This window comes from Curtobacterium sp. GD1, from assembly GCF_020882855.1.
GTDB lineage: Bacteria > Actinomycetota > Actinomycetes > Actinomycetales > Microbacteriaceae > Curtobacterium.
In genome coordinates this window covers 73,166-99,218 of sequence record NZ_JAFEVQ010000015.1, presented here as the reverse complement: position 1 = coordinate 99,218, position 26,053 = coordinate 73,166, and the positions used below count along the sequence as shown (strand labels likewise).

25 protein-coding genes and 1 tRNA gene are annotated in these 26,053 nt (G+C 72.4%); 15 read left to right on the top strand and 11 right to left on the bottom strand.

Going from position 1 to position 26,053, the window contains the following annotated elements; translation table 11 throughout:
* Positions 1–64 precede the first annotated feature (64 nt).
* Genes JSX79_RS10370 through JSX79_RS10360 form a run of 3 tightly spaced genes read right to left on the bottom strand, consistent with a single transcriptional unit; the run spans position 65 to position 2,492 of the window.
* On the bottom strand, positions 65–496 hold the full coding sequence (locus JSX79_RS10370; protein ID WP_229086088.1) for an RbsD/FucU family protein: 432 nt from the start codon (positions 494–496) through the stop codon (positions 65–67).
* Positions 493–1,503, bottom strand: a complete 1,011-nt coding sequence (locus JSX79_RS10365; RefSeq protein WP_229086087.1) for a LacI family DNA-binding transcriptional regulator — start codon at positions 1,501–1,503, stop codon at positions 493–495. The genes JSX79_RS10370 and JSX79_RS10365 overlap by 4 nt, the downstream gene beginning before the upstream one ends.
* Positions 1,500–2,492, bottom strand: coding sequence for an aldo/keto reductase (locus JSX79_RS10360; RefSeq protein ID WP_229086085.1), 993 nt, complete (start codon positions 2,490–2,492; stop codon positions 1,500–1,502). The genes JSX79_RS10365 and JSX79_RS10360 overlap by 4 nt, the downstream gene beginning before the upstream one ends.
* A gap of 120 nt (positions 2,493–2,612) precedes the next feature.
* On the opposite strand from JSX79_RS10360, the gene JSX79_RS10355 reads away from it, so the two are divergent.
* The 3 genes from JSX79_RS10355 to JSX79_RS10345 all read left to right on the top strand — a co-directional run bounded on the left by JSX79_RS10355 (position 2,613) and on the right by JSX79_RS10345 (position 5,182).
* Positions 2,613–4,163, top strand: coding sequence for an alpha-L-fucosidase (locus JSX79_RS10355; RefSeq protein ID WP_229086083.1), 1,551 nt, complete (start codon positions 2,613–2,615; stop codon positions 4,161–4,163).
* 85 nt (positions 4,164–4,248) lie between these two features.
* Positions 4,249–4,860, top strand: coding sequence for a ScbR family autoregulator-binding transcription factor (locus JSX79_RS10350; RefSeq protein ID WP_229086081.1), 612 nt, complete (start codon positions 4,249–4,251; stop codon positions 4,858–4,860).
* Positions 4,861–4,864: 4 nt separating this feature from the next.
* Complete coding sequence (locus JSX79_RS10345) at positions 4,865–5,182, top strand: hypothetical protein (RefSeq protein ID WP_229086080.1); 318 nt, start codon at positions 4,865–4,867, stop codon at positions 5,180–5,182.
* 32 nt (positions 5,183–5,214) lie between these two features.
* Here the strand turns inward: JSX79_RS10345 and JSX79_RS10340 are convergent, their stop codons facing one another.
* The 4 genes from JSX79_RS10340 to JSX79_RS10325 all read right to left on the bottom strand — a co-directional run bounded on the left by JSX79_RS10340 (position 5,215) and on the right by JSX79_RS10325 (position 8,762).
* A complete protein-coding gene (locus JSX79_RS10340; RefSeq protein WP_229086079.1) occupies positions 5,215–5,643 on the bottom strand; it encodes a BLUF domain-containing protein in 429 nt (142 codons plus the stop codon).
* 60 nt (positions 5,644–5,703) lie between these two features.
* Positions 5,704–6,912 (bottom strand): MFS transporter, encoded by a 1,209-nt coding sequence (locus tag JSX79_RS10335; protein WP_229086077.1) that lies wholly within the window; start codon positions 6,910–6,912, stop codon positions 5,704–5,706.
* Between the two features lie 63 nt (positions 6,913–6,975).
* Positions 6,976–7,596, bottom strand: a complete 621-nt coding sequence (locus JSX79_RS10330; protein WP_070418136.1) for a response regulator transcription factor — start codon at positions 7,594–7,596, stop codon at positions 6,976–6,978.
* On the bottom strand, positions 7,593–8,762 hold the full coding sequence (locus JSX79_RS10325; protein ID WP_229086076.1) for a sensor histidine kinase: 1,170 nt from the start codon (positions 8,760–8,762) through the stop codon (positions 7,593–7,595). The genes JSX79_RS10330 and JSX79_RS10325 overlap by 4 nt, the downstream gene beginning before the upstream one ends.
* A 175-nt stretch (positions 8,763–8,937) precedes the next feature.
* On the opposite strand from JSX79_RS10325, the gene JSX79_RS10320 reads away from it, so the two are divergent.
* The 5 genes from JSX79_RS10320 to JSX79_RS10300 are packed head-to-tail and all read left to right on the top strand — an operon-like array spanning position 8,938 to position 12,825.
* Positions 8,938–10,038 (top strand): FtsX-like permease family protein, encoded by a 1,101-nt coding sequence (locus tag JSX79_RS10320; protein WP_229086093.1) that lies wholly within the window; start codon positions 8,938–8,940, stop codon positions 10,036–10,038.
* Complete coding sequence (locus JSX79_RS10315) at positions 10,035–10,760, top strand: ABC transporter ATP-binding protein (RefSeq protein WP_229086074.1); 726 nt, start codon at positions 10,035–10,037, stop codon at positions 10,758–10,760. Before JSX79_RS10320 ends, JSX79_RS10315 begins: the two co-directional genes overlap by 4 nt.
* Before the next feature lie 10 nt (positions 10,761–10,770).
* Positions 10,771–11,493, top strand: coding sequence for a histidine phosphatase family protein (locus JSX79_RS10310; RefSeq protein ID WP_229086073.1), 723 nt, complete (start codon positions 10,771–10,773; stop codon positions 11,491–11,493).
* A 34-nt stretch (positions 11,494–11,527) separates the two neighbouring features.
* Positions 11,528–12,055 carry a DUF3090 domain-containing protein gene (locus tag JSX79_RS10305; protein ID WP_070418140.1) on the top strand — a complete coding sequence of 176 codons (528 nt, stop codon included), beginning with the start codon at positions 11,528–11,530 and terminating at the stop codon, positions 12,053–12,055.
* Positions 12,052–12,825, top strand: coding sequence for an SCO1664 family protein (locus JSX79_RS10300; protein WP_070418141.1), 774 nt, complete (start codon positions 12,052–12,054; stop codon positions 12,823–12,825). The genes JSX79_RS10305 and JSX79_RS10300 overlap by 4 nt, the downstream gene beginning before the upstream one ends.
* A gap of 369 nt (positions 12,826–13,194) precedes the next feature.
* Here the strand turns inward: JSX79_RS10300 and JSX79_RS10295 are convergent, their stop codons facing one another.
* Positions 13,195–15,207, bottom strand: coding sequence for a VWA domain-containing protein (locus JSX79_RS10295; RefSeq protein ID WP_092386028.1), 2,013 nt, complete (start codon positions 15,205–15,207; stop codon positions 13,195–13,197).
* Positions 15,200–16,585 (bottom strand): AAA family ATPase, encoded by a 1,386-nt coding sequence (locus JSX79_RS10290; RefSeq protein ID WP_070418142.1) that lies wholly within the window; start codon positions 16,583–16,585, stop codon positions 15,200–15,202. Before JSX79_RS10290 ends, JSX79_RS10295 begins: the two co-directional genes overlap by 8 nt.
* 212 nt (positions 16,586–16,797) lie before the next feature.
* Between JSX79_RS10290 and JSX79_RS10285 the strand changes: the two genes are divergently transcribed.
* The 4 genes from JSX79_RS10285 (at position 16,798) to JSX79_RS10270 (ending at position 21,221) form a co-directional block, all read left to right on the top strand.
* On the top strand, positions 16,798–18,255 hold the full coding sequence (locus tag JSX79_RS10285) for an MFS transporter (RefSeq protein ID WP_308061373.1): 1,458 nt from the start codon (positions 16,798–16,800) through the stop codon (positions 18,253–18,255).
* Between the two features lie 149 nt (positions 18,256–18,404).
* The gene (locus JSX79_RS10280) at positions 18,405–19,079 is read left to right on the top strand and encodes a GntR family transcriptional regulator (protein WP_071296032.1); all 675 of its coding nucleotides are present in this window, start codon (positions 18,405–18,407) and stop codon (positions 19,077–19,079) included.
* Positions 19,080–19,274: 195 nt separating this feature from the next.
* Positions 19,275–20,735 (top strand): LCP family protein, encoded by a 1,461-nt coding sequence (locus tag JSX79_RS10275; protein ID WP_229086071.1) that lies wholly within the window; start codon positions 19,275–19,277, stop codon positions 20,733–20,735.
* A gap of 396 nt (positions 20,736–21,131) precedes the next feature.
* Positions 21,132–21,221, top strand: a tRNA-Ser gene (locus JSX79_RS10270).
* A 260-nt stretch (positions 21,222–21,481) separates the two neighbouring features.
* Here the strand turns inward: JSX79_RS10270 and JSX79_RS10265 are convergent.
* Positions 21,482–22,675, bottom strand: coding sequence for an MFS transporter (locus JSX79_RS10265; RefSeq protein ID WP_229086070.1), 1,194 nt, complete (start codon positions 22,673–22,675; stop codon positions 21,482–21,484).
* 134 nt (positions 22,676–22,809) lie between these two features.
* Here JSX79_RS10265 and JSX79_RS10260 point away from each other — a divergent pair, with 134 nt between their 5' ends.
* Genes JSX79_RS10260 through JSX79_RS10250 form a run of 3 tightly spaced genes read left to right on the top strand, consistent with a single transcriptional unit; the run spans position 22,810 to position 24,983 of the window.
* Positions 22,810–23,259, top strand: a complete 450-nt coding sequence (locus JSX79_RS10260) for a MarR family winged helix-turn-helix transcriptional regulator (RefSeq protein ID WP_070418145.1) — start codon at positions 22,810–22,812, stop codon at positions 23,257–23,259.
* A 48-nt stretch (positions 23,260–23,307) separates the two neighbouring features.
* Positions 23,308–24,321: a glycosyl hydrolase family 18 protein gene (locus tag JSX79_RS10255; RefSeq protein WP_229086069.1), complete on the top strand. Its 1,014-nt coding sequence runs from the start codon at positions 23,308–23,310 to the stop codon at positions 24,319–24,321.
* Positions 24,318–24,983: a Type 1 glutamine amidotransferase-like domain-containing protein gene (locus JSX79_RS10250; RefSeq protein WP_229086067.1), complete on the top strand. Its 666-nt coding sequence runs from the start codon at positions 24,318–24,320 to the stop codon at positions 24,981–24,983. The genes JSX79_RS10255 and JSX79_RS10250 overlap by 4 nt, the downstream gene beginning before the upstream one ends.
* A gap of 66 nt (positions 24,984–25,049) precedes the next feature.
* On the opposite strand, the gene JSX79_RS10245 is transcribed toward JSX79_RS10250, so the two are convergent.
* On the bottom strand, positions 25,050–26,048 hold the full coding sequence (locus tag JSX79_RS10245) for a LacI family DNA-binding transcriptional regulator (RefSeq protein WP_229086066.1): 999 nt from the start codon (positions 26,046–26,048) through the stop codon (positions 25,050–25,052).
* Positions 26,049–26,053 lie beyond the last annotated feature (5 nt).

Below are 26,053 nucleotides of genomic sequence, written 5' to 3'. Positions count from 1 at the left end.
GTCGCGACGGGCGCGCGCCCCGCCGCCCGCGCGCCCGTCGCGACCGCGCCCGCGCCCGCGCGCCCTACCGCTCCGGCGCGCGCTGGAACCCGATCTCGAGCAGCAGGTTCGCGTGCGAGCGCTGGTCGCCGGTCGCGATGACCAACCCGGTCTCGGGCGCCCGGACCGCGTCGTAGAACGCGAACCGGTCGAGCGCACCGAGCGGCACGTCCGGCCCGAGGATGCGCCGGTAGCCCTCGTGCGCCGCGACGACGGTGTCCGCCGGAGCCTCCATGACCGTCGCCGCCTCGACCGGCACCGCGTCGAGCAGGGTCGTCAGGACCTCGTCGACGTCGAGCAGTCCGGGGCGGAAGTTGAGGTGCACCAGCGCGGCGCCCGGACGCATCGCCGTCGCGAACGGGTAGTTCCCGTCGGCGACCAGGACCTTGGAGCCGTGCCCGAGCGACGCGAGCGCGCTCAGCGTCGGCTGATGGGTGAGGGTGTAGCGCAGCATCATGCCTCCGTGGGGGTGACGAGTCGGGCGACCGATCCACCGGCGACCAGACGGGGTGCGACGACGACGTCGACGGGAGCCGGGTCGGCCTCGGGGTCCGTCAGGCGCGCGTGGATGAGGTCGGCGGCCCGGACGGCGAGCTCGTGCGTGGGCTGCACGATGACGGTGAGCTTCGGGACGGTGGCCTGGGCGAGCTCGAGGCCGTCGAACCCGAGCACCGAGAGCTCCCGGCCGAGGGTCAGCCCGGACTCGTTCAGTGCGATGACGGCTCCGAGCGTGAGTTCGTAGTTCGCGCAGAAGACCGCGGTCGGGCGGTCCTGCTGCACGAGGAGCCGCTGCATCGCCGCCTGCCCGTGCTGCACCGTGAGGGGGCCCTCGACGACCGAGTCCGGTCCGAGGACACCGCCCTCCCGTTCGACCACCGCACGGAAGCCCGCGGTGCGCTCCCGCATGGTGGAGACCGCGGGGTCGCCCGCGACCACCCCGACCCGGCGGTGTCCGTGGTCGAGGAGGTGGCGGGCGGCGAGGGCGCCGGCGCCGCGGTTGTCGAGGAAGACGCCGTCGGTGTCGAGGGCGTCCGCACGCCAGTCGATCTGCACGACCGGCATCCGCTCGGCCGCACGCGCCAGGGCCTCGACGTCGTGGTCCGACGGCACCGCGATGATGCCGTCCACCATCCGGCTGAGGAGCAGGTCGACCGCGCCCGCGGCGGCGTCCGGGCTCGACGAGACGATGACGCTCGTCCCGTGCGCCCGGAGCGCGCTCTCGACCCCGGCGATCACGGTGAGGTGGAAGTCGTTGTCGAGCGCCGGCAGCAGGACGCCGATCGTGCCGGACCGCCGGGAGCGCAGGCTCCGGGCGAACCCGTTGGGACGGAACCCGAGCGTCGCCGCCGCCCGTTCGATCGCCTGTGCGTTCTCGTCACGGACGGTGCCGCCGTTGTAGAACTTCGAGATCGTCGCGAGCGAGAGCCCCGTCGCCCGCTGCAGGTCCTTGTAGGTCGCCGTCACCCGACGCCCCCGGGGATCGTGCCGTCCTCGTCCCACAGGTCGTGCCAGCTTGCGGCGCCCGACCACAGGAACACCTGCCCCTTGATGAGCCGGACGCCGCGGTCGACGTCCTGCATCGCCCGGAGTTCCTCGTCGGTGAGCAGGTCCGTCAGCGCGCCGTCGAGGTTCGCGCGGTACTGCTCGGGCTTCACCGAGAACGGGATCGGGACCTGCCCGCGCGCGACCGCCCACTTGAGGCAGACCACGGCGGGGTGCACGCCGTGCGCCTCGGCGATCCGCCGGACGACGGGGTGGTCGACGTCCACGGGGTCGTCGTCCTCGCGGTCGCGCTCCGGGCGGGACGGTGACCCGAGCGGCGAGTAGCCCACGGGCTGGATGTCGTTCGCGCGGCAGAAGTCGAACAGCTCCGGTTGCTGGAACGTCGGGTGCAGCTCCATCTCGTTGAGCGCCGGGAGGACCCGGGCGTCGCGGAGCAGCAGCCGCAGCTTCGGGACCGTCGTGTTCGACGTGCCGAGGTGCCGGACCAGTCCGGCGTCGACGAGCCCCTCGAGCGACCGCCAGAGCGCGAGGTACGCGGCGTGGTCGTAGGGGCGGGCCGACCGGTCGCGGTCCTCGACCGAGGCGTGCGGCGCGTGGTGGTTCGGGAACGGCCAGTGCACGAACACCGCGTCGAGGTGGTCGACCCGCAGGTCCCGGAGTGATCGCTCGACCGACGCGACCGCATCGGCCGGGTCGTGCGCGTCGTTCCAGACCTTCGACATCACGAAGAGGTCCTCGCGCGGGACACCGCTCGCCGCGATCGCTGCGCCGACCTCGGGCTCGTTGCCGTAGACCGAGGCGCAGTCGACCAACCGGTAGCCGGCGTCGAGGCCGCCGCGGACCGCCGCCGCCACCTCGTCCGGGCCGTACCGGTCGGAGCCGAACGTGCCGAGTCCGATCGTCGGGATGCGTGCGCCGGTCCGCAGGGGTCGGCTCGTCGGGACGTCCACGGTGGCCTGCTTCCTGCGCGTCGTCGCGCATCACTCAACGTTTCACCCATGCGGGTGCAATGCACGCTACCGTAGAACCGTCTCCAGGACGAAACGTTTCGCTCGACTCGAGGAGGAGTCATGCCCGAACCCCACGACCTGCCACGGATCGACCCGGCAGCCCTGCCGGCGCCGGTCGACGTCAGCGACAACTCGGTGGCGCTCGCTGCCGTCGCCGAGGTCGTCGCTGCCGGCCCGTACGAGGCGACCTGGGAGTCACTCCGCGGGTACTCGCCGCCGCGCTGGTACGAGGACGCCAAGTTCGGGGTCTTCCTGCACTGGGGCGTCTACTCGGTGCCGGCCTTCCGGAACGAGTGGTACTCGCGGGACATGTACCGCGCGGGCACCCCCGAGTTCGAGCACCACGTGGCCACCTACGGACCGCAGTCGGAGTTCGGCTACAAGGACTTCATCCCGTCGTTCACGATGGAGCACTTCGACCCGCAGGACTGGGCGACCCTGTTCCGTCGCGCGGGGGCGCAGTTCGTCGTCCCCGTCGCCGAGCACCACGACGGCTTCGCGATGTACGACACCGACCGCTCCCGGTGGAGCGCGGCGCGGATGGGGCCGGAGCGCGACGTGTTCGGGGACCTGCTCCAGGCGGTCGACGACGCGTTCATGGTCCGCGGCGCTTCCTCGCACCGGGCCGAGCACTGGTTCTTCATGAACGGGGGAGCACGGTTCGACTCGGACGTGCTCGACCCGCGGTTCATCGACTTCTACGGCCCGGCCCAGCGCGAGGAGACCGCGCCGAACGAGCGACACCTCGAGGACTGGCTGCTCCGGACCGTCGAGGTCATCGACAAGTACCGGCCGCAGGTGCTCTGGTTCGACTGGTGGATCGAGCAGCCAGCGTTCGAGCCGTGGCTGCGCACCCTCGCCGCGTACTACTACAACCGTGCCGCCGAGTGGGGGCGCGAGGTCGTCATCAACTACAAGTGGCAGGCGTTCGCGGACGGCTCCGCCGTCTACGACATCGAGCGCGGTGCGATGGGGGACATCCCGCCGGTCGTCTGGCAGAACGACACCTCGGTGTCCAAGTCCGCCTGGTGCTGGATCGAGGGGCACGACTACAAGACCGCGCGCGACCTCGTCGCCGAGCTCGTCGACGTCGTCGCGAAGAACGGCGTCCTCCTGCTCAACGTCGGCCCGAAGCCGGACGGCACGATCGCCGAGCCCGAGCAGCGGCTGCTGGAGGGCATCGGCCGGTGGTTGACCGCCAACGGCGAGGCGATCTACGGCACCCGTCCCTGGCGCGTCTTCGGCGAGGGTCCGACGCACGTCCAGGCGGGGTCGTTCGTCGACGGCGCCGCTCCGGCCTACACGTCCGAGGACGTCCGGTTCACCACCCGCCACGACGTCACCGGCGAGTACGTCTACGCGGTCCTGCTCGCCGACCCGACGGACGGCGTCGCGCGCATCCGCTCGTTCGGCAGCGGGACGAACCTGCTCGGACGGCCGATCCGCAGCGTCGAGGTGCTCGGCGCCGGCGGCGAGGTGCAGTGGACGCAGACCGCCACGGCGCTCGAGGTCGTGGTGCCGACCGGTACCGATCCCGATTCCGGCCCGGTCGTGAAGGTCTGGCTACGTCCGGAGGAGCGGCAGGAACGAACCGACTCGCTGCACGGGTGAGCGAGCGGTCCGACGGTGACCCCCCCCTCGGACTGGAGGCGCGGTGCGGGCCCGCACCGCGCCTCCAGTCCGTGACACTGGAAGCGTGGAACGACGCGCACTGATCCTGGAGGCCGCCGCCCGTCAGTTCGAGCGTGTCGGCTTCGCCGCCACGACGATCGCGGCCGTCGCCCGCGAGGCGGGCGTCTCGCAGGGCGCTCTGCACTTCCACTTCCCCACCAAGCTGTCCCTCGCGCTCGGGGTCATCGACGAGCAGAACGTGCGGACGTTCGACGTCGTGAGCCACCACGACGCGTCGCCCGCCGAGGCGCTCGTCCGGGCCTCCCGGGACATCGCCGGCATGCTGCTGACCGACCCCGTCGTGAGCGCCGGCATCCGGCTCTCGCTCGAACGCGGCGAGTTCGGTGCCGCGACCGCCGCCTTCTACGACCAGTGGATCGGTGGGATCAGCGACCTGTTCCGCCTCGCGATCGCGAGCGGCGAACTCCGGACGGACCTCACACCCGAGCAGCTCGGCGCGACCGTCGTCCCGATGTTCACCGGGGTCCAGCTCGTCTCGGCGGTGCGGACCGGCCGGCAGGACCTCTTCCCCGCGGTCGCGACGATGTGGCGGATGGTGCTCACCGCCGTCGCGGACCCTCGGCACCGGCCCCGCTTGCTGGGGGTCGTGGCGGACGCGTTCGGCACGGCAGACTGACGCCGTGGACACCAGCGAGCACGACACCCCTCCGTACGGCGACCCGGCGCTCGCGACGTCCGGGGTCGAGCGGGTGGGGTGGTCCGCGAGCGTCGTCGCGCTGCACGTCGTCGCGACCGTGCTGCTCGCGGTCGGGTTCGTCGCCGTCGCGGTGACGCTCTGGGCCCTGTTCGTCACGGTCGACGACGGCGGCGGCGCGAACATCGGCGCCGGGATCCTCGGGGTGTTCGGCCTGGGCGTCGGTGCGCTCGGGCTGGTCGTGCTCGCCGCTGCGGGCAGTGCGGCCGCGGTCACCCGTGTCCGGCGCCCACGAGCGCACTGACGCGGGACGGCACGGGGCCGGGCCGCTGCGGGTCAGCGGTCGTGGAGCTCGCGGTCGCGGAACCACTTCAGCAGCCATGCCGCGCTCGTGCGGTCGAAGGACCGCGGGAAGTCGACGCCGTCGGCGAGGAACGGGCTGAAGCCCTCCTCGGCGGCGATGTCGGAGTCGTCGAGCGACCGGTAGGCCATCGACCAGCCGTCGAACCGACGGCGTTCGATGTCCTCGCGCACGAGCGACTTCACCTCGCCGTGGCGGGGGTCGCGCGCGATCGCGGCGAACCGGTCGTCCACGCTCCACGCCGGGCCCTCGAGCAGCTGCATGAAGCGGCCGTCCTTCGCCAACAGGATGCCGGAGACCCCCAGCGCCTCGTTCCGGAGCCGCGACCCACGCAGGAGCTCGGTCAGGGCGGCGTCGTCGAAGGGGGTGGCCGCCCGGCTCATGTAGACGATGGAGACGAGCACGGCTCCATCTTGGCGCGAGCCGCCGACGACACGAAATGGTGTCCGCTAGACGTAGTCCCGTCAGTCCGCGGACGGGGCCGGTGCGCCGACCGGGGGCTCCCGCACGTCGAGCGTGGTGCGGTTCCGGGTCGCGGGGGCGGCGAGCAGCGCCACGACGAGGAGTGCGGCGGGGACGAGCATCGCCGCCTGCAGGCCGAGGTGCTCGCCGAGGAACCCGAGTGCCGGAGGACCGGCCAGGAACGCGATGTAGCCCGCGGTCGCGACGACGGACACCCGTCGGTCACCATCGGTCGGGTGGTCGCCGGCGGCCGAGATCGCGAGCGGGAAGCCGAGGGCGATGCCGAGACCCCACACCCCGGCGGCGGCCGCGGTCAGCACCGGGCTCGGCGACACCACCACGAGCAGCACGCCGACGGTGCCGACCGCCGCGCACACCCGGACGACCGGGGCGCGACCGAACCGGGCGACGAGGGGCGTGCCGGCCGTCCGCCCGACGAACATCGCGAGGGCGAAGCCGGTGAAGACGAGGGACCCGACGGCCTCGGGAGCGCCGTGGTCGGTCGTCATGAGCAGCGGGAGCCAGTCGCTCGCGGCACCCTCGGCGAACGCCATCGCCAGGGTGATCACGGCGATGAGCAGCACCTGCACCGTGAGCACGGCCCGGAGCCGCGGAGCCGGTGCGACCGCGGACGACGCCTCGGGCGCAACGCGGGGGACCGGACGGAGGTTCACGGCGGCGAACGCGGCGAGTGCGGCCATGACGACGGTGGCGCCGAGCAGGTGCCCGAGGACCGGCGTCCGGGCAGCGGTGACCGCGATGCCCGCCACCCCGCCGAGGACCGTGCCGAGACTGAAGCAGGCGTGGAGCAGCGGGACGACCGGCCGACCGATCCGTCGTTCGACCGCGGCCGCCTCGACGTTCAGGCCGATCTCGGCGACGCCGGACCCGAAGCCGATGAGGAACAGCCCGCCCCACACCCCGGCGGCGAGCTGCGCGGGGGCGGACAGGGCGACGAGGAGCATGCCGACGACGGGCAGGACCCCGCCGAGGACGATGAGCGGGCGCGTCCCGAGTCGCCGGACGAGCACACCGGCGCCGAGGATCCCGATCATCGAGCCGATCGAGAGCCCGAGGATGACGATGCCCATCGCCTCGATCGAGGCCCCGAGCGCGTCGCGGATCGCGGGCGTGCGCGTGATCCACGAGGCGATCCCGAACCCGGTCATCGTCGACGTGGCGAAGAGTGCCGCGCGGTGGCGCTCGATCATGGGTCCATCAGAACGTCCCACCGTGGTCGAGTCAAGGGAACGGCGCAGACCGCCGGTGCGAGGTCAGCGCAGCATGCCGAGCGAGCGCGCCGTGGACACCGCAGCCGTCCGCGAGGCGACCCCGAGCTTCGAGAACACGTGCACGAGGTGCGACTTGACCGTCGCCTCGCTGATGTGGAGCCGCGCCGCGACCTCGCCGTTCGCAGCGCCGGCGGCGACGAGCTCGAGGACCTCGATCTCCCGCGCCGAGAGCGACACCTGCGGGGTCCGCATCCGGGCCATCAGCCGGCCGGCGATCGCGGGCGCGAGCGCGCTCTGGCCGGACGCCGCCGCCCGGACGGCCGCGATCAGGTCGTGCGGCGGCGCGTCCTTGAGGAGGTACCCGCTCGCACCGGCCTCCACCGCGCCGAGGATGTCGCCGTCGGAGTCGTAGTTCGTGAGCACGAGGACGTACGGCGCGGCGTCGAGCGCACGGATCCGCCGGGTGGCTTCGGCACCGGAGGTGTCCTGGCCGAACTGCAGGTCCATCAGGACGAGTTCCGGCGAGAGGTCGGCGGCGAGCTCGACCGCGGTCCCCGGCGTCGCGGCCTCGCCGACGACCTCGAGGTCGTCCTCCGCGTCGAGCAGCGCGCGCAGGCCGGCCCGCACGACCGGGTGGTCGTCGGCGATCAGGATCCGGATCACGGCACCTCCAGGACGGCGACGAGGGTGGTGCCGCGTCCGGGCGCCGAGTCGATCTCCAGCCGTCCGCCGAACTGGCCGACGCGGTCCTGGGCCGCGCGCAGGCCGAACGAGTCGGACGCGACCGCCCGCGACAAGGCGGTGACCGGGTCGAAACCGACGCCGTCGTCCGAGACCGTCAGTCGCGCCTCCTGGCCGTCGACCGCGAGCGACAGCGCGACGTGCGTGGCGTGCGCGTGCTGCACCACGTTCGCGACCGCGCCCTGGGCGATGCGCAGCAGCGCCGTCTGGACGTCCATCGGCAGCACCACGTCGGGCACGTCGACGGTCACGGTCAGGCCGTCGCCGGACCACTGCTGCTCGGCGAGCCGCCCGAGCGCCGCCGGGAGCCCCTGGTCGAGCGACGGCGGCGTGAGCTCACGGATGAACCGCCGGGTGTCGGCGAGTCCGTCCGCCGCGGTGTCACGTGCGAGCCGGATGTGCTCCAGCCCGGGGCGCTCGCCGTCCGCGCGTTCCGCGGCGTGCAGGAGCATCTGGATGCTCGACAGGCCCTGTGCGACGGTGTCGTGGATCTCGCGGGCGAGGCGAGCCCGCTCGGCGAGGACGCCCTGTTCACGCTCGGTGGCGGCCAGGCGGTCACGGGTCGCGATGAGTTCAGCGACGAGCGCCTCGCGCTCCGTGGCCTCGCGCGCGAGGGCGCGGTACCCGAGCCCGATGAGCAACGCCACACCGGCGCCGACGAGCGGGCCGACGACCCCGCCGACCGTGAACCCGCCGTGCAGCCCGAGCGCGACGACCGCGACGAGGGTGGCGACCACGACGGCGACCGGACCGACCACGCGGGGGAGGACGTGCAGGTACAGGAAGAACAGCGGGAAGACGAGGTACGCGGCCTCGGGCACGAGCACCAGCAGGGCGATCCAGACGAGGCTCAGCGCGACGAGCCAGACCCCGCCGGCGATCGCACGACGGCGCTCGGCGGTGCGGGCGGCGACGGCGCCGAGCAGGTAGACGCCGGCGAAGACGACGCTCAGCCCGAGGGGCACCCAGGGCCGCGGGCCGTCGCTGACCAGCACACGGATGACGACGAGGGCCAGGAGCGCGGCGGACAGCACGTGCAGGCCGGTCCGGAGACCGACGAAGACCGGGGTGAGCGTGCTGTGCGCCATGACGGTCCCAGCGTACGGAGCCGGGTGCGGGACCGGATCAACCGAAAGTTCGATCGGGGGACCAGTCCGGTCGACGATGTCCGCCGGGACCGGCGCGGCGAGGCTGGAGGCGTGGTCGCGGAGGGTCCGTGACCGTCGTGGTCGCGGAGGGTCCGTGACCCGGGAAGGGACCATCGTGTTCGTCGCCTGGCGCGACCTCCGGTTCGCTCGCGGACGCTTCGTGCTCATCGGCTCCGTCGTCGCGCTCATCACCCTGCTCGTGGGGTTCCTCGCGGGCCTCACCGGCGGACTCGCCGCCCAGAACGTCTCCGCCGTCCTCGACCTGCCGGGTGACCGACTGGTCCTGCAGCAACCGTCCGACGGGCAGCCGTCCTTCGGCGAGTCGACCATCGGCCAGGAGGCGCGGGTCGGCTGGCAGACGGCGGCCGGCGTCGACGAGGTGGTCCCGGTCGGGATCGTCCAGGGGCGGGCGACGTCGGGTCACGACGACGGGTCGGCGGTCGGGGTCGCCCTGTTCGGGCTGGCCGCCGACCACGGCGGCTCGGCCGACGCGCGTGGCTCGGTCGCCTCGCTCGCGCCGACGCGGGACGACGAGGTCGGCCTTTCCGCCGGCGCGGCCGCCGACCTCGGGGTCGACGTCGGCGACCACGTGACGATCACGGGCACCACCTACCGGGTCGCCTCCGTCGGCGGCGACGCCTGGTACAGCCACACGCCGGTCCTCGCGATGACCCCGGACGCCTGGTCCGCGGCCGATCGGCGGCTCGGCGGCGACGGCGACCCCACCGTCCTCGCCGTGAGCGGGTCGCCCGACTGGGACGCCGTCGCCACCGCGACCCACACGTCGGCCTCGTCGCACCTCGGCTCGCTCACCGCCCTCGAGACGTTCCGGTCGGAGGTCGGTTCGCTCGCCCTGATGATCGCGATGCTGTTCGGCGTCTCCGCCCTCGTCGTCGGCGCCTTCTTCACGGTGTGGACCATGCAGCGCGCGGGCGACGTCGCCGTCCTGAAGGCACTCGGTGCGAGTACCCGGTCGCTCGTCCGGGACGCCCTCGGCCAGGCGCTCGTCGTGCTCGTCGTCGGCATCGGCGTCGGGACCGCCGCGGTCGTGGGTCTCGGGGCGCTCGCCGGCGGTGCGCTGCCGTTCCTGCTCAGCCCGCTCACCACGCTGGTCCCGGCGATCGCGATGGCGGCCCTCGGGCTCGCCGGAGCCGCGGTCGCCCTCCGCACCGTCACCGCCGCCGACCCCCTCACCGCACTCGGGAGCAACCGATGATCACCCTCGACGACGTCACCCTCACCTTCCCCGACGGCGACCGCCGCGTCACCGCGGTCGACCACGTCTCGCTGACGGCACGCACCGGCGAGGTCACCGGGATCACCGGCCCCTCCGGCTCCGGCAAGTCCTCGATCCTGGCCGTCGCGGCGACGCTCATCGGGCCGAACTCCGGCCGCGTCGTCATCACCGGTGCGCGGGGCGACGCGGTCGACGCCGCCGCGCTGTCGCGGGACGAGGCCACCGCGCTCCGACGGGAACGCATCGGCATCGTGTTCCAGCAGTCGAACCTGTTGCCGTCGCTGACCGCCCGCGAGCAGCTCCTCGTCATGGCGCACCTCGGGGGCCCGCGGGCCGGGCGGCGGGGTGCGGCGGTCCGCGATCGGGCCGACGACCTGATCGACGCGGTCGGGCTGTCCGGGCACGCCGACAAGCGACCGGCCCAGCTGTCCGGTGGGCAACGGCAGCGGATCGCGATCGCCCGCGCACTCGTGCACGAGCCGGAGGTCCTGCTCGTCGACGAACCCACGAGCGCACTCGACCAGGAGCGCGGCGCGGCGATCATGTCGCTCATCGCGCAGCTGACCCACGAGCGCGGCACCGCGACGATGCTCGTGACGCACGACCTCGTGCACCGGGGCGCGCTCGACTCGCTCGTGACCGTCGTCGACGGACGGGTGGTGTCCGACGCGGCAACGGGCGACGGGCGCATCGCGGCCTAGGATCGGGCACATGGCGACCGTCCTCCTCGTCCGGCACGGACGCACCACCGCGAACGCGACCGGCGTCCTCGCCGGACGGACGGCAGGGGTGGCGCTCGACGCCGTCGGTCGCGAACAGGCCGCACGGACGGCCGGACGACTCGCCGCTGTCCCGCTCGCCGCGGTCGTGTCCAGCCCGCTCGAACGGTGTCGGCAGACCGCCCGCGCGCTGCTCGGACGCCAGGCGGGCGAGCCGGAGACCCGCATCGAGCGGGCGATCACGGAGTGCGACTACGGCGACTGGCAGGGCCGGAAGCTCGCGGACCTCGCGAAGGAGCCGCTCTGGCGGACGGTCCAGGCGAACCCGAGCGCCGTCGTGTTCCCCGGCGGGGAGTCCATGCAGGGGATGCAGTCGCGCGCCGTCGCCGCCGTCCGCCGGATCGACGCCGAGGTCGAGGCCGCCCACGGTCCGGGCGCCGTGTGGGTCGCGGTGAGCCACGGCGACGTGATCAAGTCCGTGCTCGCCGACGCCCTCGGCATGCACCTCGACCTGTTCCAGCGCATCGCGGTCGGACCGGCGTCGGTGTCCATCGTGCGCTACGGCGAGCACCGTCCCGAGGTCGTCGCCTCGAACACCGAGTCGGGTGACCTGACGTGGCTCGCGGCAGCACCGGCGCCGGGCGCGGACGCCGCGGTCGGGGGCGGCGCCGGCCACGACGACCCCGCCACCGGTCCCGCTCCTGCCGGAGCCTGAACGACTGTCGCCCGGCACTCCTACAATGCGGGGTATGCCCACCATCGTGCACGGCTTCGACTGGCCGGACCGTCTCGTCGTCGGGACCGTCGGCCGTCCGGGCGAGCGGTCCTTCTACATCCAGGCGCGTGACGGCCGCCGTGTCACGAGCGTCGCGCTCGAGAAGGAGCAGTCGGCCGTCCTCGCGGACAAGATCGACGAGCTCCTGGACGAGGTCGCGACCGTCGAGGACAACCGGTTCAGCGTCCCGCCGTCCGCGCCGGCAGAACTCCGTGACGGTGAACCGCTCGACCAGCCGGTCGAGGCCGAGTTCCGTGCCGGCGCCCTGAGCCTCGGGTTCGACCCCGCCACCGCCCAGGTGGTGATCGAGGCGTACCCCATCGACGACGAGCTCGAGATCGTCGCCGAGACGACCGAGGACGGCGAGGAGATCGAGGCCGTGGTCGAGATCCCCGAGCCCGCCGAGCTGTTCCAGGTGAAGATCCCGGTCGGCACCGCTCGCGCGTTCGTCGAGCGCACGCGGGAGATCGTGGCCGCCGGCCGTCCGCCAGGGGCCGCATGAGCGACGGGTCGCTGTCCATCCGGGCACGCATCCGGGAAGCCTCGAACGCCACCTTCCTCGCCGACCTCGACGGCGAGGCGGTCGTCTACAAGCCGATCGAGGGGGAGCGACCGCTCTGGGACTTCCCGGACGGCACCCTCGCCGATCGAGAGGTCGCGGCGTACCTCGTGTCGGAGGCGTTCGGCTGGGACGTCGTCCCCCCGACGTGGATGGGCGAGGGGCCGTTCGGCCGCGGCATGGTCCAGCGGTGGCAGGACGTCGATCCCGAGCAGGACGCGGTCGACCTCGTCCCCACCGAGGACGCCGAGGCCGAGCTGTCCGGCGACGGAGCACCCCGCTGGCGGCCGGTGCTCGAGGCGATCGACGAAGCGGACCGTCCGGTGACCCTCGTGCACGAGGACACGACCGCACTGCGGCGGATGGCGGTGTTCGACGTCGTCGTGAACAACGCCGACCGCAAGGGCGGTCACGTCCTCGCGATGCCGGACGGTCACCGCTTCGGTGTCGACCACGGGCTGACCTTCCACGTCGAGCACAAGCTGCGCTCGGTGTTGTGGGGGTGGATCGGCGAACCGCTCGACGCGGACGAGCTCGAGGGCATCGACCGGGTGACCGACGCGCTGCACGGCGATCTCGGTGCCGCACTCGACGAGCACCTCACGGTGGCGGAGGTCGACACCCTGCGCGCCCGGTGCGCGGCGCTGCGGGCGGTCGGGCTGTTCCCGCCGCCACCGGGACACGGGCCCGCCGTGCCCTGGCCGCTCTTCTAGCGAACCGCTCGGCCGCCGGCGCGGAGATCGGGTCGGCGGGTTCCGTCGGGTGCGGAACCCACCGACCCGTACCGCGTCCCGCCTGCCGGGGCGCGGTGACCCGTGGCGGTCGGACGGAGTGCGTCGTTGCCCTCCGGGACCCCACGGGGGTCGACCGGCCGAGGACGGATCAGGTGCCATCGGTCGGTCATCACCACCTCACCGACGCTGTCGGTGTCCCGACAGCATCGGTTCACCGACGTGGTCGGTTCACCGACGTGGTCGGTTCACCGACGTGGTCGGTCAGGTGGAGCGGTGATCGCGGCCGGGGTCTGGGGCAGCTGTGGCGTCAGCATACGACCGAGATCGCCCGAGGAACAGACCCTGCCGTCAGATTGTCCAGTCGTCCCGGAAGAGCGCTCCACCGCGGCGCGATCCCAGGTACGACCCGACCACCGCGACGCCGAGGTCGTCGTTCTCGGGCGCGACGACCTTGCCGTCCACCCGCTTCGCCATCGCGTCGATGAAGCGCGCCAGCCCCGGGTCGTCGCCGAGCCGGAAGAACGTCGTCTGCGCGCCGAGCCGTCCGGCGTTCTCGAGCTCCCGGACGGACAGCGCGATCGTGATCGGGTCCGGCGGGTACCCGAACCACACCTGGCCGTTCGGTTCGAGGTGCGAGGTGGGCTCGCCGTCGGTGACGATGAGCAGCACGGGCTGGGCGGTCGGGTGCTTCCGGAAGTGCCGGTTCGCGAGCAGCAGGGCGTGGTGGAGGTTGGTGCCCTTGTCCCACATCGCGTCGAGGCCGACGAGTTGCTCGATCTCCATCACCTCGGCTTCGCGGCCGAAGGCGATGAGCTGCAGGTCGTCGCCGCGGAACCGTGTGGAAACGAGGGTGTGGAGTGCCAGCGCGGTGCGCTTCATCGGCACCCACCGGTCCTCCATCGCCATCGAGAACGAGGTGTCGACGAGCAGGGCGACACAGGCCTGCGTCCGTGCCTCGGTCTCCTGCACCTCGACGTCGTCGATCTCCAGGCGGACGCCCGGGCCCATCCGTCCCGAGGCAGCCGTGCGGGTGAGCGCGTTCGTGATCGACCGGGTGACGTCCCACGGCTCGGTGTCGCCGTACTGCCACTGCCGGGTCGCACCGGAGGGTTCGCCGGACGCACCGGAGCGGCGGAGGTCTCGGGCACCCTGGCGGCCGGACATGCGCTCGGCGACGTCCCGGAGCAGGCTCTTCCCGAGCTGCCGCATCGCCTTCGGGGTGAGCCGGAGCTGCCCGTCGGCACCGCGGCGCATCGCACCGGAGTTGCGCAGGGCCTTCTCGAGCTGCTGCAGGGTCCTCGCGTCGACGACGGCGTCGTTCCCGAGCTGGCGGCCGAGGGCGTCGAGGTCGAGGTCGTCGAGGTCGGAGCCCGGTCCGGCCTGCGCGATCTGGTCGGCCAGGGCGTCGAGGTCGGCGATGTCCTGGAACACCCCGGTCCCGTCGCCGAGGCCGAGGCCCTGCTCGCCCTCCATCCGCTCGGAGCCGCCCCAGTCCTCGCCCGGCCGGAGCGAGCGGAGGGTGTCGTCGAGCTGGGCGAGCTGTCCCATCAGGTCGGGGGAGCCGAACGCCTGCTGGGCGAGGGCGTCGAGCTCGTCGCGCTGCTCCTGGGTCATCGAGTTGCGCATGCGCTGCGCCGCGGCCGCCCGGGCAGCGAGGTCGTCGAGCAGTTCCTCGACGTTCTGCGGGTCCGACGGGAAGTACTGCCCGTGCTCGGCCATGAACGCGTCGAACTGCTCCTGCGTGTCCGTCCCCGCACGGTGGTCCTCGAGCAGGGTGTTGAGGTCGCGCATCATCGCGGCGACGTCCTCGCGGTCCTGGTCGGTGGCGCCCTCGAGTGCCTGCTTCATGCCCGCGAAGCGCTGGTCGAGGACCTCACGGCCGAGCAGGTCCTTGATCTCCTCGTACTTCTGGCGCGCGGACGGGCTCGTCCAGTCGTAGCCGCTCAGTTCCTGCACCGCGGTGGCGGGCGACGGCGACAGGCTGTCGAGCTGCATCTCGGCGAGGGCTCGGTCGCCGTCGTCGATCTCGGTGTCGCGGGCGAGTTGTCCGCGTTCCGCGAGCACGGCCTCGTCGAGCAGCTGCTTGACCTGCTGCAGGGTGCCGTCGAGGTTGTTCTTCGCCGTCAGCTCGCGACGTCGCTCGGCCACGCGGCGGGCCAGGTCGTCGAGGCCGCGCTGGTCCTGACCGCCGCGGCGCAGGTACTCCCGGATGGCGCGCTCGGGCGAGGTGCCGCCCATGACGTCCTCGCCGATGGCGTCGAGCGCCTCGGCCAGGTCGACCGGGGGAGCGAGCGGGTCCGGGCCGTCCTCGTACTTCCCGTAGCGGGCGTCCCGCGCCAGGCGTCGGTTCGCCCTAGCCATAGACGGCTTCGCCCCCGCCGGACTCCTTGCTGATCCGCCGGGCGAGGAAGAGCCCCTCGAGCGCGAGTTCGATGGCGCCGGCACGCTCGCCGTCGTCGGTCGCTCCGAGCCGTTCGCAGATCTGGTCGTACAGGTCGGACTCGCCGATCGACGGCAGGCCCTCGAGGAAGGCGCGGGCGCTGACCTGCTCACCCGTGGTCACCATCGTGCCCCCGTCGAGCGCCTCGACGAGGACCGCGAAGTCGAGCCCGCGGAAGCGCGCCCGGACGGTCTCGGCGGTCGCGGTCCGGAGCAGGTGCTCGAGCACCTCGTCGGCGCGGTCCTCCTCGCCGTTCTCGAACTCGATCTTCCCGCCGAGGACGTCGATCGCGGTCTCGAGGTCGATCGGCCGCGCGACCGCGTGCTCCTCGCCCTGCCGCGCAGCGCGGTGCACCGCGGCGGCGGAGATCGTCTCCGCGCCGGCGATCGCGAAGCGGGCGCTGACGCCGCTGCGCTGGTCGACCGCACTCGATCCGCGCAGGGCACGCGTGAACCGGGCGAGGATCTCGACCAGCGCGTCCGGCACGTCGGCGGTGAGCCGCGCCTCCTGGCGGATTACGGCGATCTCGTCCTCGAGCTCGATCGGGTAGTGGGTGCGGATCTCGGCGCCGAAGCGGTCCTTCAACGGGGTGATGATCCGACCGCGGTTCGTGTAGTCCTCGGGGTTCGCGCTGGCGACCACGAGCACGTCGAGCGGCAGTCGCAGGACGTAGCCGCGGATCTGGACGTCGCGCTCCTCCATCACGTTGAGCATCGCGACCTGGATGCGCTCGGCGAGGTCGGGGAGCTCGTTGATGGCGACGATGCCGCGGTGGCCCCGGGGGACGAGGCCGAAGTGGATCGTCTCGGGGTCGCCCAGGCTGCGGCCCTCGGCGACCTTCATCGGGTCGACGTCGCCGATGAGGTCCGCGACGCTCGTGTCCGGCGTCGCGAGCTTCTCGACGTAGCGGTCGTCGCGGTGCCGCCAGCTGATGGGCAGGGCGTCGCCGAGGTCCGCGGCCCGGCGGATGCTCGCCGTCGTGATCGGTTCGTAGGGGTGCTCGCCGAGTTCGGAGCCGGTGATGACGGGCGTCCACTCGTCGAGCAGGCCCTGCAGGGTGCGGAGGAGTCGGGTCTTGCCCTGTCCGCGTTCGCCGAGCAGGACGACGTCGTGCCCGGCGATCAGGGCGCGTTCGAGCTGCGGGACGACGGTGGTGGCGAAGCCGTGGAGGCCGGGCCAGGGGTCGCGGCCCTCGCGGAGGGCGCTGAGCAGGTTGTCGCGGATCTCGGCGCGGACCGTCTTCTGGAGGTGGCCAGAGGTGCGGAGCTCGCCGACCGTTCGGATGTCGGGTCGGGTCACCTCTTCGACGTTACGCCGTTCGGGCCTGGAGGCGCGGTGCGGGCTGGCACCGCGCCTCCAGGCCACCTGCTTGTGAGTTTTCATAGCAATTGCAATGATTGGTGTTCCGGCATCGGAGCCGGATTCGATTAGGGGGATCCGGCTCCGAGCCCGGAACCCGTTCGTTTCCGGATCTGAACCATCTCGTCGATCTGGGCGTACGTTCCCCTTTCGTGAGCAGCACGACGAACGGGGCGATCAAGAGCCTGGTCCCCGCCAGGATGGACAGACTGCCGTGGACACGGTTCCACTGGAGTGTCGTGGTGGGACTCGGTGTCTCGTGGGTCCTCGACGGCCTCGAGATCCAGATCGTGTCGAACGCCGGGTTCCAGGCCGACCTGAACCTGTCGACGCAGCAGGTGACCTCGCTCGGCACCATCTACCTCGTCGGGCAGGTCGTCGGCGCGATCGTCTTCGGTCGGATGTCCGACCGGCTGGGGCGTCGGAAGCTCTTCATCCTCACGCTGGCCATCTACCTGATCGGCTCCGGCATCGCGGGGCTCGCGCAGGACTTCTGGTTCCTCGCGGCCTTCCGGTTCGTCGCCGGGCTCGGCATCGGCGGCGAGTACGCCGCGATCAACTCGGCGATCGACGAGCTCATCCCCGCGAAGTACCGCGGGCACGTCGACATCGCGATCAACGGCACCTACTGGGGCGGCGCGGCACTCGGCGCGTTCGCGAACATCTACCTGCTCGACACGGCCAACTTCGCCGAGAACATCGGCTGGCGCATCGGCTTCTTCCTCGGCCCGGTGCTCGGCATCGCGATCATCTTCCTGCGGCGGCACATCCCGGAGAGTCCGCGGTGGCTCATGACGCACGGACGTGAGGAGGAAGCCGAGGCGACGGTCACGCAGATCGAGGAGTCGGTGGAGAAGTCCACCGGGCACCGGCTGCCGGAGGTCGACGAGTCCAAGGCGATGACCGTCACGCCGACGGAGAACGTGAAGTTCCGGACGATCGTGAAGGTGCTGTTCCGGCAGTACCCGACCCGGACCCTGGTCGGCGCGACGATGATGATCACGCAGGCGTTCCTCTACAACGCGATCTTCTTCACCTACGCCCTGGTGCTCACGAACTTCTTCGGCCTGAAGACCGCCGAGACGAGCGTGTACTTCTTCCCGTTCGCGATCGGCAACCTGCTCGGACCGATCATCCTCGGTCGGTTCTTCGACACCTGGGGTCGTCGGCAGATGATCTTCTCGACGTACCTGGTGTCCGGGCTCGTGCTCGCCACCTCGGCGTTCCTGTTCCAGGCGGACGCGATCAGCGCGCCGGTGCAGGTCGTCTTCTGGTGCATCTCGTTCTTCTTCGCCTCGGCGGGTGCGTCCAGCGCCTACCTGACCGTGAGCGAGATCTTCCCGCTCGAGCTCCGGTCGCAGGCGATCTCGTACTTCTTCGCGCTGGCGCAGATCTTCGGAGCCGTCGCGCCGCTCATCTACGGTGCGCTCATCGGCGACGGGTCCTCCCGCGAGCCGCTGTTCTGGGGGTACCTGCTCGGGTCCGCGGTGATGATCGCGGGCGGTGTCGTGGCGCTGATCTTCGGCGTCGACGCGGCCCGGAAGGGGCTCGAGGACGTCACACAACCCCTGTCGGTCCTGACCAAGGAGGCGGACGCGGCGCGGAAGTAGTATTCCGTATGCGGAGTGTTTAGCGCCGCGCTCCGGGGTCTGTCATCGTCCTCGCATGGCAGTCCTCCACAGCACGACAGTGTCCTGCACGGTCCACGGGCCGACCACTCGCGAAGCCGGCGGCGTGGGCCGTGCGTGATCCTGGCGGCATGGAGCGAGCACAGCACCGACCGGGTCGCGACGATGACGACCCGCACGGCATCCGACGCAGTCTGCTGCGGGACGCGGTCTTCGCGCGGCTGCTCGACAACGTGCTGCGCGGGGTCTACCGCCGTGGCCAGCGGATCCGGCTCGACACGATCGCGGCCGACATGCGGGTGTCCCGGACGCCGGTGCGCGAAGCACTTGTGCCGCTCGAGAACCTGCGGCTCGTCTCGGTGCAGCGGTACGTCGGGGTGGTCGTCGCGCACTGGACCGTCGACCACATGATCGAGCGGATCCGGATCGCGCGGACGATGATCACCGAGCCCTCGGCGGGCGCGGTGCGGTGCGCGGATCGCTTCGACGTCGCCTGGCTCCGCGAGTGCGTGACCGAGGGCGGGGTCTTCGTCGAGCTCGGTTCGTGGTGGCTCCGCCGGAGCGGTGCGGCCGTCAGCGCCGACTGGCTCCTGTCGCAGCGTGCCGTGCTCGACGCGTTCTTCACGGACGACGTGGCGCTGGCGAACGGGATCGACGCCGTGGTCGCACGTCGGGAACGCCGGAAGATCGCCGAACGCGCGACCACCGCGGCCGAGCGGGACGCGCTCGACGAGTGCGCGGTGGCGCTGGTCGAGCTCGCCGATGCCCTGATCGGCCTGCCCGAACGGTTCCGGGCGGCCGCCTGAGCACTCACCGCGGATTCCGGGGCCGCTCGCACTGAATCGACAGGCGGGCGCATGGCAGGGTGGTCCGGTTGCCGTCCCCGCGGCACCGGGACCGACCGGGCCAGCGCGGGACCCCTCGGTGCCCGACAGGGAGGGCACTGCCCGCGTGCTCGTCCGCTCGAGCACGCACCGTGTCCGCACACGACAGGAGTGCCCGTGAACGACGTCCGCGACCGATCCCACCGGCTGAACCGAGCGACCGGGATCGCACGGCACGGACGTCTCCGGCACCGCAACCCCGTCGGCACCGCGATGAAGGTGTTCTCCGGGGTGGCCGCGGTCGCCCTCGTGAGCACGGCGTCGGTCGCCGCGATCGCCGCCAAGCAGGTCACCGACGACTTCGGCGACGGCGTCGCGATCCAGGGGCAGCCAGCGCAGCCGGCGAAGGGACCGGCAGCACTGAGTTCGTACCAGGGCGGCTTCAACATGCTGGTCGTCGGCACGGACAACGACCCCGAGCAGGGCACGGCGTACGGCGAACGCGACGCCACGTTGAACGACGTCAACATCCTGCTGCACGTCTCGGCCGACCACACCAACGCCACCGCGGTGAGCATCCCGCGCGACCTCGTCACGCCGATCCCCGCGTGCCGCAAGCAGGACGGCTCCGGGACGACACCCGCCATGGCCGCGCAGCCGATCAACAGCGCGTGGGGCGAGGGCGGGCTGAACTGCGTCGTGCAGACCGTGCAGGGGCTGACCGGCCTCGACGTGCAGTACTCGGCGGCGGTGTCGTTCCAGGGCGTCATCGAGATGTCGAACGCGATCGGCGGCGTGCCGGTGTGCGTCGCGCAGCCGATCCACGACCGCTACACGGGGCTCGACCTGCCGCAGGGCACCTCGACGCTGCAGGGTGACCAAGCGCTGGCGTTCCTCCGCTCCCGGCACGGTGTGGGCGACGGCTCGGACCTCGGGCGGATCTCCAGCCAGCAGGCCTTCCTGTCCTCGCTGCTGCGCACGGTGAAGTCGAACGACACCCTCACCTCGCCGCCCACCCTGTACAAGCTGGCCCGGGCAGCGGCCTCGAACATGCAGCTGTCGCAGAGCCTCAACGACGCCGGCACGATGGTGGAGATGGGGCGGGCGCTCCAGGACCTCCCGCTCGCGCAGGTCAACTTCGTGCAGTACCCGGGGACGACCGGGGGCACGGGGGTGTACTCGGGGAAGGTGCAGCCGTCGGCGGAGCTCGCGGCGCAGTTGTTCGCGAAGATCCGGGCGGACCAGTCGTTCTCGCTCGGCGCGGACAGCACCGGGATCGGGGCGGAGCGCGCGGCGGGCGCGGGGTCTGCCGCGGGGGCGTCGGCCGCGGAGGCCGCTGCGGGCACGGCCGCGGGGGCCGCTGCGGGCGCCGGCGGCGCGGCTGCCGGCGCGGGATCGGGCGCGGGTACGGACGCGAGCGCGGGATCGGGTGCCGGTGCGAGCGGCGCGGGCGCGGCTGCCGGTTCGGGTGCGGACCTCGGTACGGATGGTGCGGGTTTTGGTACGGATGGTGCGAGCGCCGGCGGAGCCACCGCGCCCGCGAGCAGCCCCGCGGCGACGGCTCCGGCCGAGACCCTCGACGGCTTGCAGGGGCAGTCCGCCGACGAGCAGACCTGCTCGAAGGCCTTCGGCTCCTGACCCCCGTCCCCGAGGTTTCGCGCTCACCGACACTCCACGCGCTCCCCGGCCCGTGAGGTGTCGCCCAGCGCGAAGAAGCGCCAGCGCACCCGAACCACCGAGAGCGGGGGCGCGGTGGTGGGCCGCGCCCCCTGGTCACTCCTCGGTCTGAGCCTCGCGCGATCGGGCGCGCGTCGGGCTCGCCGCCCAGGAGCGACATCGGTGCTGTGTCGCGGCGACGGGGTGAGACCCCGGAATGTGATGGCCGCGCCTCGACGATGCTATTGACCGGGGTACGGGTGGACAACCCCCGACTGTCCCCACTTCGGGGGACCCTGCCGTGCGCCCGACGCGGGTTCGGTGTCGAGACAGTGCTCGACCTCCTGTATGGTGGTGGGAGCGCTCGCGAGAGTGCTTGGAGACGTCGCATAGTCCGGCCGAGTGCACCACCCTGCTAAGGTGGAGTCCCCTTTGAGGGGACCGAGGGTTCAAATCCCTCCGTCTCCGCGGCACACGAAACCCCGGTCCTCCAGGACCGGGGTTTCGTCGTTCCCGAGGAACACCGGGAGCACCGGGCGCATCGAGTGCGCGGCGCGACCACCGCCGGACGGGAGGCACGGTGCCAGCCCGCACCGCGCCTCCCGTCCGTGCGTACGCGCCGTGACTGCCGCGCATCTCGTGAGCAGAAATGGTCGGATGTGCGCACGTGACCCGACCATTTCTGCTCACGAAACCTCGCGCGCCCCGCGCGCCCCGCGCCCCGCGCGTCAGACCGTCGCGACGCTGCCCGTCGGCACCGCGCCGCGCGAGCGCGCGCGCCGCGCCGCGCCCGCCGCGACGGACGTCAGCACCACGGCCGCCGCCGTGATCCCGGCCCCCGCCCAGATCGGCGACGTGTACCCGAGCCCCGCCGCGATCGTGAGCCCACCGATCCAGGCGCCGAGCGCGTTCCCGAGGTTGAACGCCGCGATGTTCGCTCCGCTCGCCAGGGTCGGCGCGTGGTCCGCGTACTGCATCACCCGCGTCTGCAGCGCCGGCACGGTGGCGAACCCGAACGCTCCCATGAGCACGAGCGCGATCACGGTGAGCACGGGCGAGGCCGCCACTGCCGCGAACACGGCGAGCACCACCGTGAGGACGACGAGCACCACGAGCAGTGTGCCGTCGATCGACCGGGACGCGAGCTTCCCGCCCGCGAAGTTGCCGACGAACAGCCCGACGCCGAACACGATGAGCAGCCACGGCACGGCGCCCGACGAGAACCCGGACACCGAGGTCAGGGTGTACGCGATGTAGGTGAAGGCGCCGAACATCCCGCCGTAGCCGAGCACGGTGATGCCGAGCGAGAGCCACACCTGGCCGGAGCGGAAGGCGCCGAGCTCTCGGCGGAGCGAGGGGACCGCGGCGTCGGCCGAGCGGACGGTGGGGACGAGCAGAGCGACCCCGACGAGGGCGACGACACCGATCGCCGCGATGGTCCAGAACGTGGCGCGCCAGCCGAGCGCCTGGCCGAGGAAGGTGCCGAACGGGACGCCGAGCACGTTCGACGCCGTGAGCCCGGTGAACATCAGGGCGACCGCGGACGCCCGCTTCTCCTTCGCGACCATGTTCGACGCGACCACGGAGCCGATGCCGAAGAACGCCCCGTGGCAGAGGGCCGCGATGACCCGGCCGAGCATCATCACGCCGTACACCGGCGCGAGGGCGGACAGGGTGTTGCCGATCACGAACAGCACGAGCAACCCGATGAGCACCGGCTTGCGGGGGAGCCTGGTGGTCGCGGCGGTGAGTCCGAGCGCGCCGACGATGACCGCGAGGGCGTACCCGGTGACGAGCCACCCGGCGGTGGTCTCGGTCACGCCGTAGTCGGCGGCGACCTCGGGCAGGAGCCCGGTGATGACGAACTCGGTCAGGCCGATGCCGAATCCGCCGAGTGCGAGGGCGATGAGTCCCGCGGGCATGGATGTCCTTCCGTTGTGCGGTGCAGCTGGGCCGCGTACGCTGGTTGTTGCAGACACGGGATATCGATAGTTGCACACGCGGGGTATCCGCGCAAGCAACCAATCCTGCCCGGAAGCACACCAGGAGGCCCCTCATGTCCGTCGACGACTCCTCCGTCGCCGTCCGCGCCCACGGCTGGCGCACGCTCGCGGCCCTGCACGGCCTCATCGAGACGCGGCTCGAGCGGGCGCTGCGCGCGGTCGACCTGTCGGTCGTCGAGTTCACGGTGCTCGACGCCCTCCGCCGCCAGGACGGCTTCCACATGCGCATGCAGCAGCTCGCCCGGGCGGCAGCGCTCAGCCCGAGTGCGACGACCCGGCTCGTGAACCGCCTGGAGGAGCGCGCCCTCCTCACCCGCGTGCTCTGCGCCGACGACCGCCGCGGGCTCTACACGGAGCTCACGCACGCGGGCCAACGGCTGCTCGACGAGGCCACGCCCGTGCACGCCGCCGCGCTCGAGGAAGCGCTCGCCGAGGCGCGCGAGGTCCCCGAGCTCGAGGAGCTCGCCGTCGCGGTCGACCGGCTCGAGGGTGCCACCGTCTGAGGTCCAGGAGGCGCGGCCCGACCCCGCCCCGCACGCTACGGTGAGCGGGTGGTGCGGCGGACAGGACTCGTGGTCGGTTTCGCGGTCGTGGTCGCGCTGGCCCTCGGTGGCTGCGTCGGCACGCAGGGTGCCGACGCCGACCTCGCTGTCGAGGCGTACGTCGAACCAGGTGACGGATCGGCGGCGAACGTCTCGGACGCGTCCCGTCGTGCGACGACGATCGGGATCGACGGCGTCACGGTGGCGGACGACGGTGCCGGGCTGAACGACCTGCCCGGCGGCGTGGCGGCACTCGCCCGCACGGCGCGTACCGGTGGAGCCGCACCCGAACTGCTCGTCAGCAACTTCTCCGAGTCGATCGGGGACTTCTCACCCGAGGTCGGCACCGCGCTGCTGTCGGACGCCGGGAACCGCTCGCGGGTCGCCGAGCGCCTGGCGGAACTCGCGTCCGATGCGCACATGCGCGGCGTGCAGATCGACCTCGAGTCGCTCCGGAGTCGCGACCGTGCCGGGCTCGTGGCGTTCGCCGCGACGCTCGAGGACGCCGTGCACGAGCGGCTCGGGTCGGACGCCGAGGTGTCGATCGCGGTCATGGCCTCGACGGACGAGCGGGGCTACCGCGACACCGGGTACGACCTCGGTGCGCTCGCGGACCACGTCGACCGGTTCGTCCTGATGACGTACGACCAGCACGGGCCCTGGAGCGGTGCCGGCACCATCGGGTCCCTGCCGTGGGCGGAGCGGGTGGTCGATGCGGCCGAACGCTCGGGCGTCCCGGCCGACCGGATCGACCTCGGCATCGCGGGGTACGGGTACGTGTGGAGTGGCTCGGGTGACGCGCAGGTGAGCCCGGCGCGGGCGCGGGAGCTCGCGGGCGACGATGCCCGGTGGTCGGCCCGGACCGGCGAGTGGTCGGCGACGCTGGACGACGGCCGCGAGCTGCACTGGTCCGACGCGCGCTCCTACCGGGCACGGGTCGCGCTCGCCGAGGACCTCGGACTGCACGGCGTGGCACTGTGGTCCCTGAACACGCTGGAACTGCCTGGATCGGAGACGACGTGAAGCTCCTGCTGACCTCGGGAGGCGTCACCAACCCGACGATCCACGCCGCGCTCGTGTCGATGCTCGGCAAACCGATCGAGGAGGCCAGCGCCCTCGTCGTCCCCACGGCGCAGTGGGGGCATCCGATGTGCGGACCGGCCTCGGTCCGGGACCTCGTGGCCGGCGGTCCCGACTCCCGCGCCTTCACCGGCCTCGGGTGGGCGTCGATCGGCGTGCTGGAGCTCACGGCGCTGCCGACGATCGACCCCGAGCGGTGGCGGCGGTGGGTCACGGGAGCCGACGTCCTGCTGGTCGACGGCGGGGATGCCACCTACCTCGCCCACTGGATGCGGACATCCGGGCTCGCGGACCTGCTGCCCTCGTTGCCCGACACGGTGTGGGTGGGCGTGAGCGCCGGCAGCATGGTCATGACGCCGCGCATCGGCGCGTCCTTCGTCGCGTGGCCGTCAGCGGTCGACGACGTGACGTTGGGAGTCGTCGACTTCTCGATCTTCCCGCACCTCGACGCGTTCCCGGAGAACACCCTCGAGAACGCCGAGCGGTGGGCGGCCGAGATCGGCGTTCCGACCGCCTACGCCATCGACGAGCAGACCGCCGTGGCGGTCGACGGTGGCTCGGTCCGGGTCGTCTCCGAGGGGCGCTGGGTGCAGCTCGCGCCGTGACGGTATCGGCACCGACCGGCGGACACCGGTCAGCGGGTGACCGGCGGACGCCCGCGGTCCGGACGGTCAGCGGGCGCGCGGGGGAGCGGTCGTCGATCGGACGACGAGCGACGGCGGCACGAGGACCCGGGTCGGCTCCGGCCGCTCGGCTGCACCGATCAGCTCGACGAGCCGGTCCGCCGCGAGTCGCCCGACCTCGTCGTTGTGCGGGTCCACCGTCGTCAGGCGCAGCAGGGGTGACGCGGCGAGCGGGGTCTCGTCGTTGCCCATGACCGACACGTCCTGCGGTACCCGGAGCCCGGCCTCGTGCACGGCGGCGATCGCGCCCATCGCCATGACGTCGTTCGCCGCGAACACCGCGGTCAGGTCCGGGTGGTCCTCCAGTGCGCGGACGGTGCCGCGGTAGCCGGTCTGCTCCGAGGTCGGTCCCTCGCCGTACACCAGCGGCTCGATGCCGGAGGCGACCATCCGGGCGACGGTGGCCTCGCGGCGGACGGCAGCCGGGCCTCCTGCGCCGGTGACGTGGGCGATGCGGCGGTGACCCAGGCCGACCAAGTGATCCGCGGCCAGACGTCCGCCGGCGGCTTCGTCGGAGGCGACGACGTCGAGTCCTCCCGGGACGTCGGCGCGTGCGCCGGCGATGACGACCGGGGTGTCCGCGGGGACGACGAGGTCGGGGAAGCCCTCGGCGGCGAGCACGACACCGTCGACACGGAGCGAGACGAGGTCGTCGAACGGGGAGGAGTCGAGGTGGGCGTTCGCGCGGGTGTCCGCGAGCGTGAGGCGCAGGCCGTGCGGGGCGAGCGCGTCGCGGATGCCGTCGAGCATCGGGACGTACCAGGGGTTCCGGAAGTCGTCGACGACGACGCCGATCGTGCGCGTCCGCGTGCCGGCGAGGATCGCGGCGGCACGGTTGGGGCGGTAGCCGAGCTCGGCGGCCGCGGCGAGGACGGCTGCCCGGCGGGTGTCGGAGACGCCGGGGTCGTCGCGCATCACCATCGAGACGAGCGACTTCGAGACACCGGCACGGGTCGCGACGTCGATGATCGTCGGTGGTCGGGACACGCGGC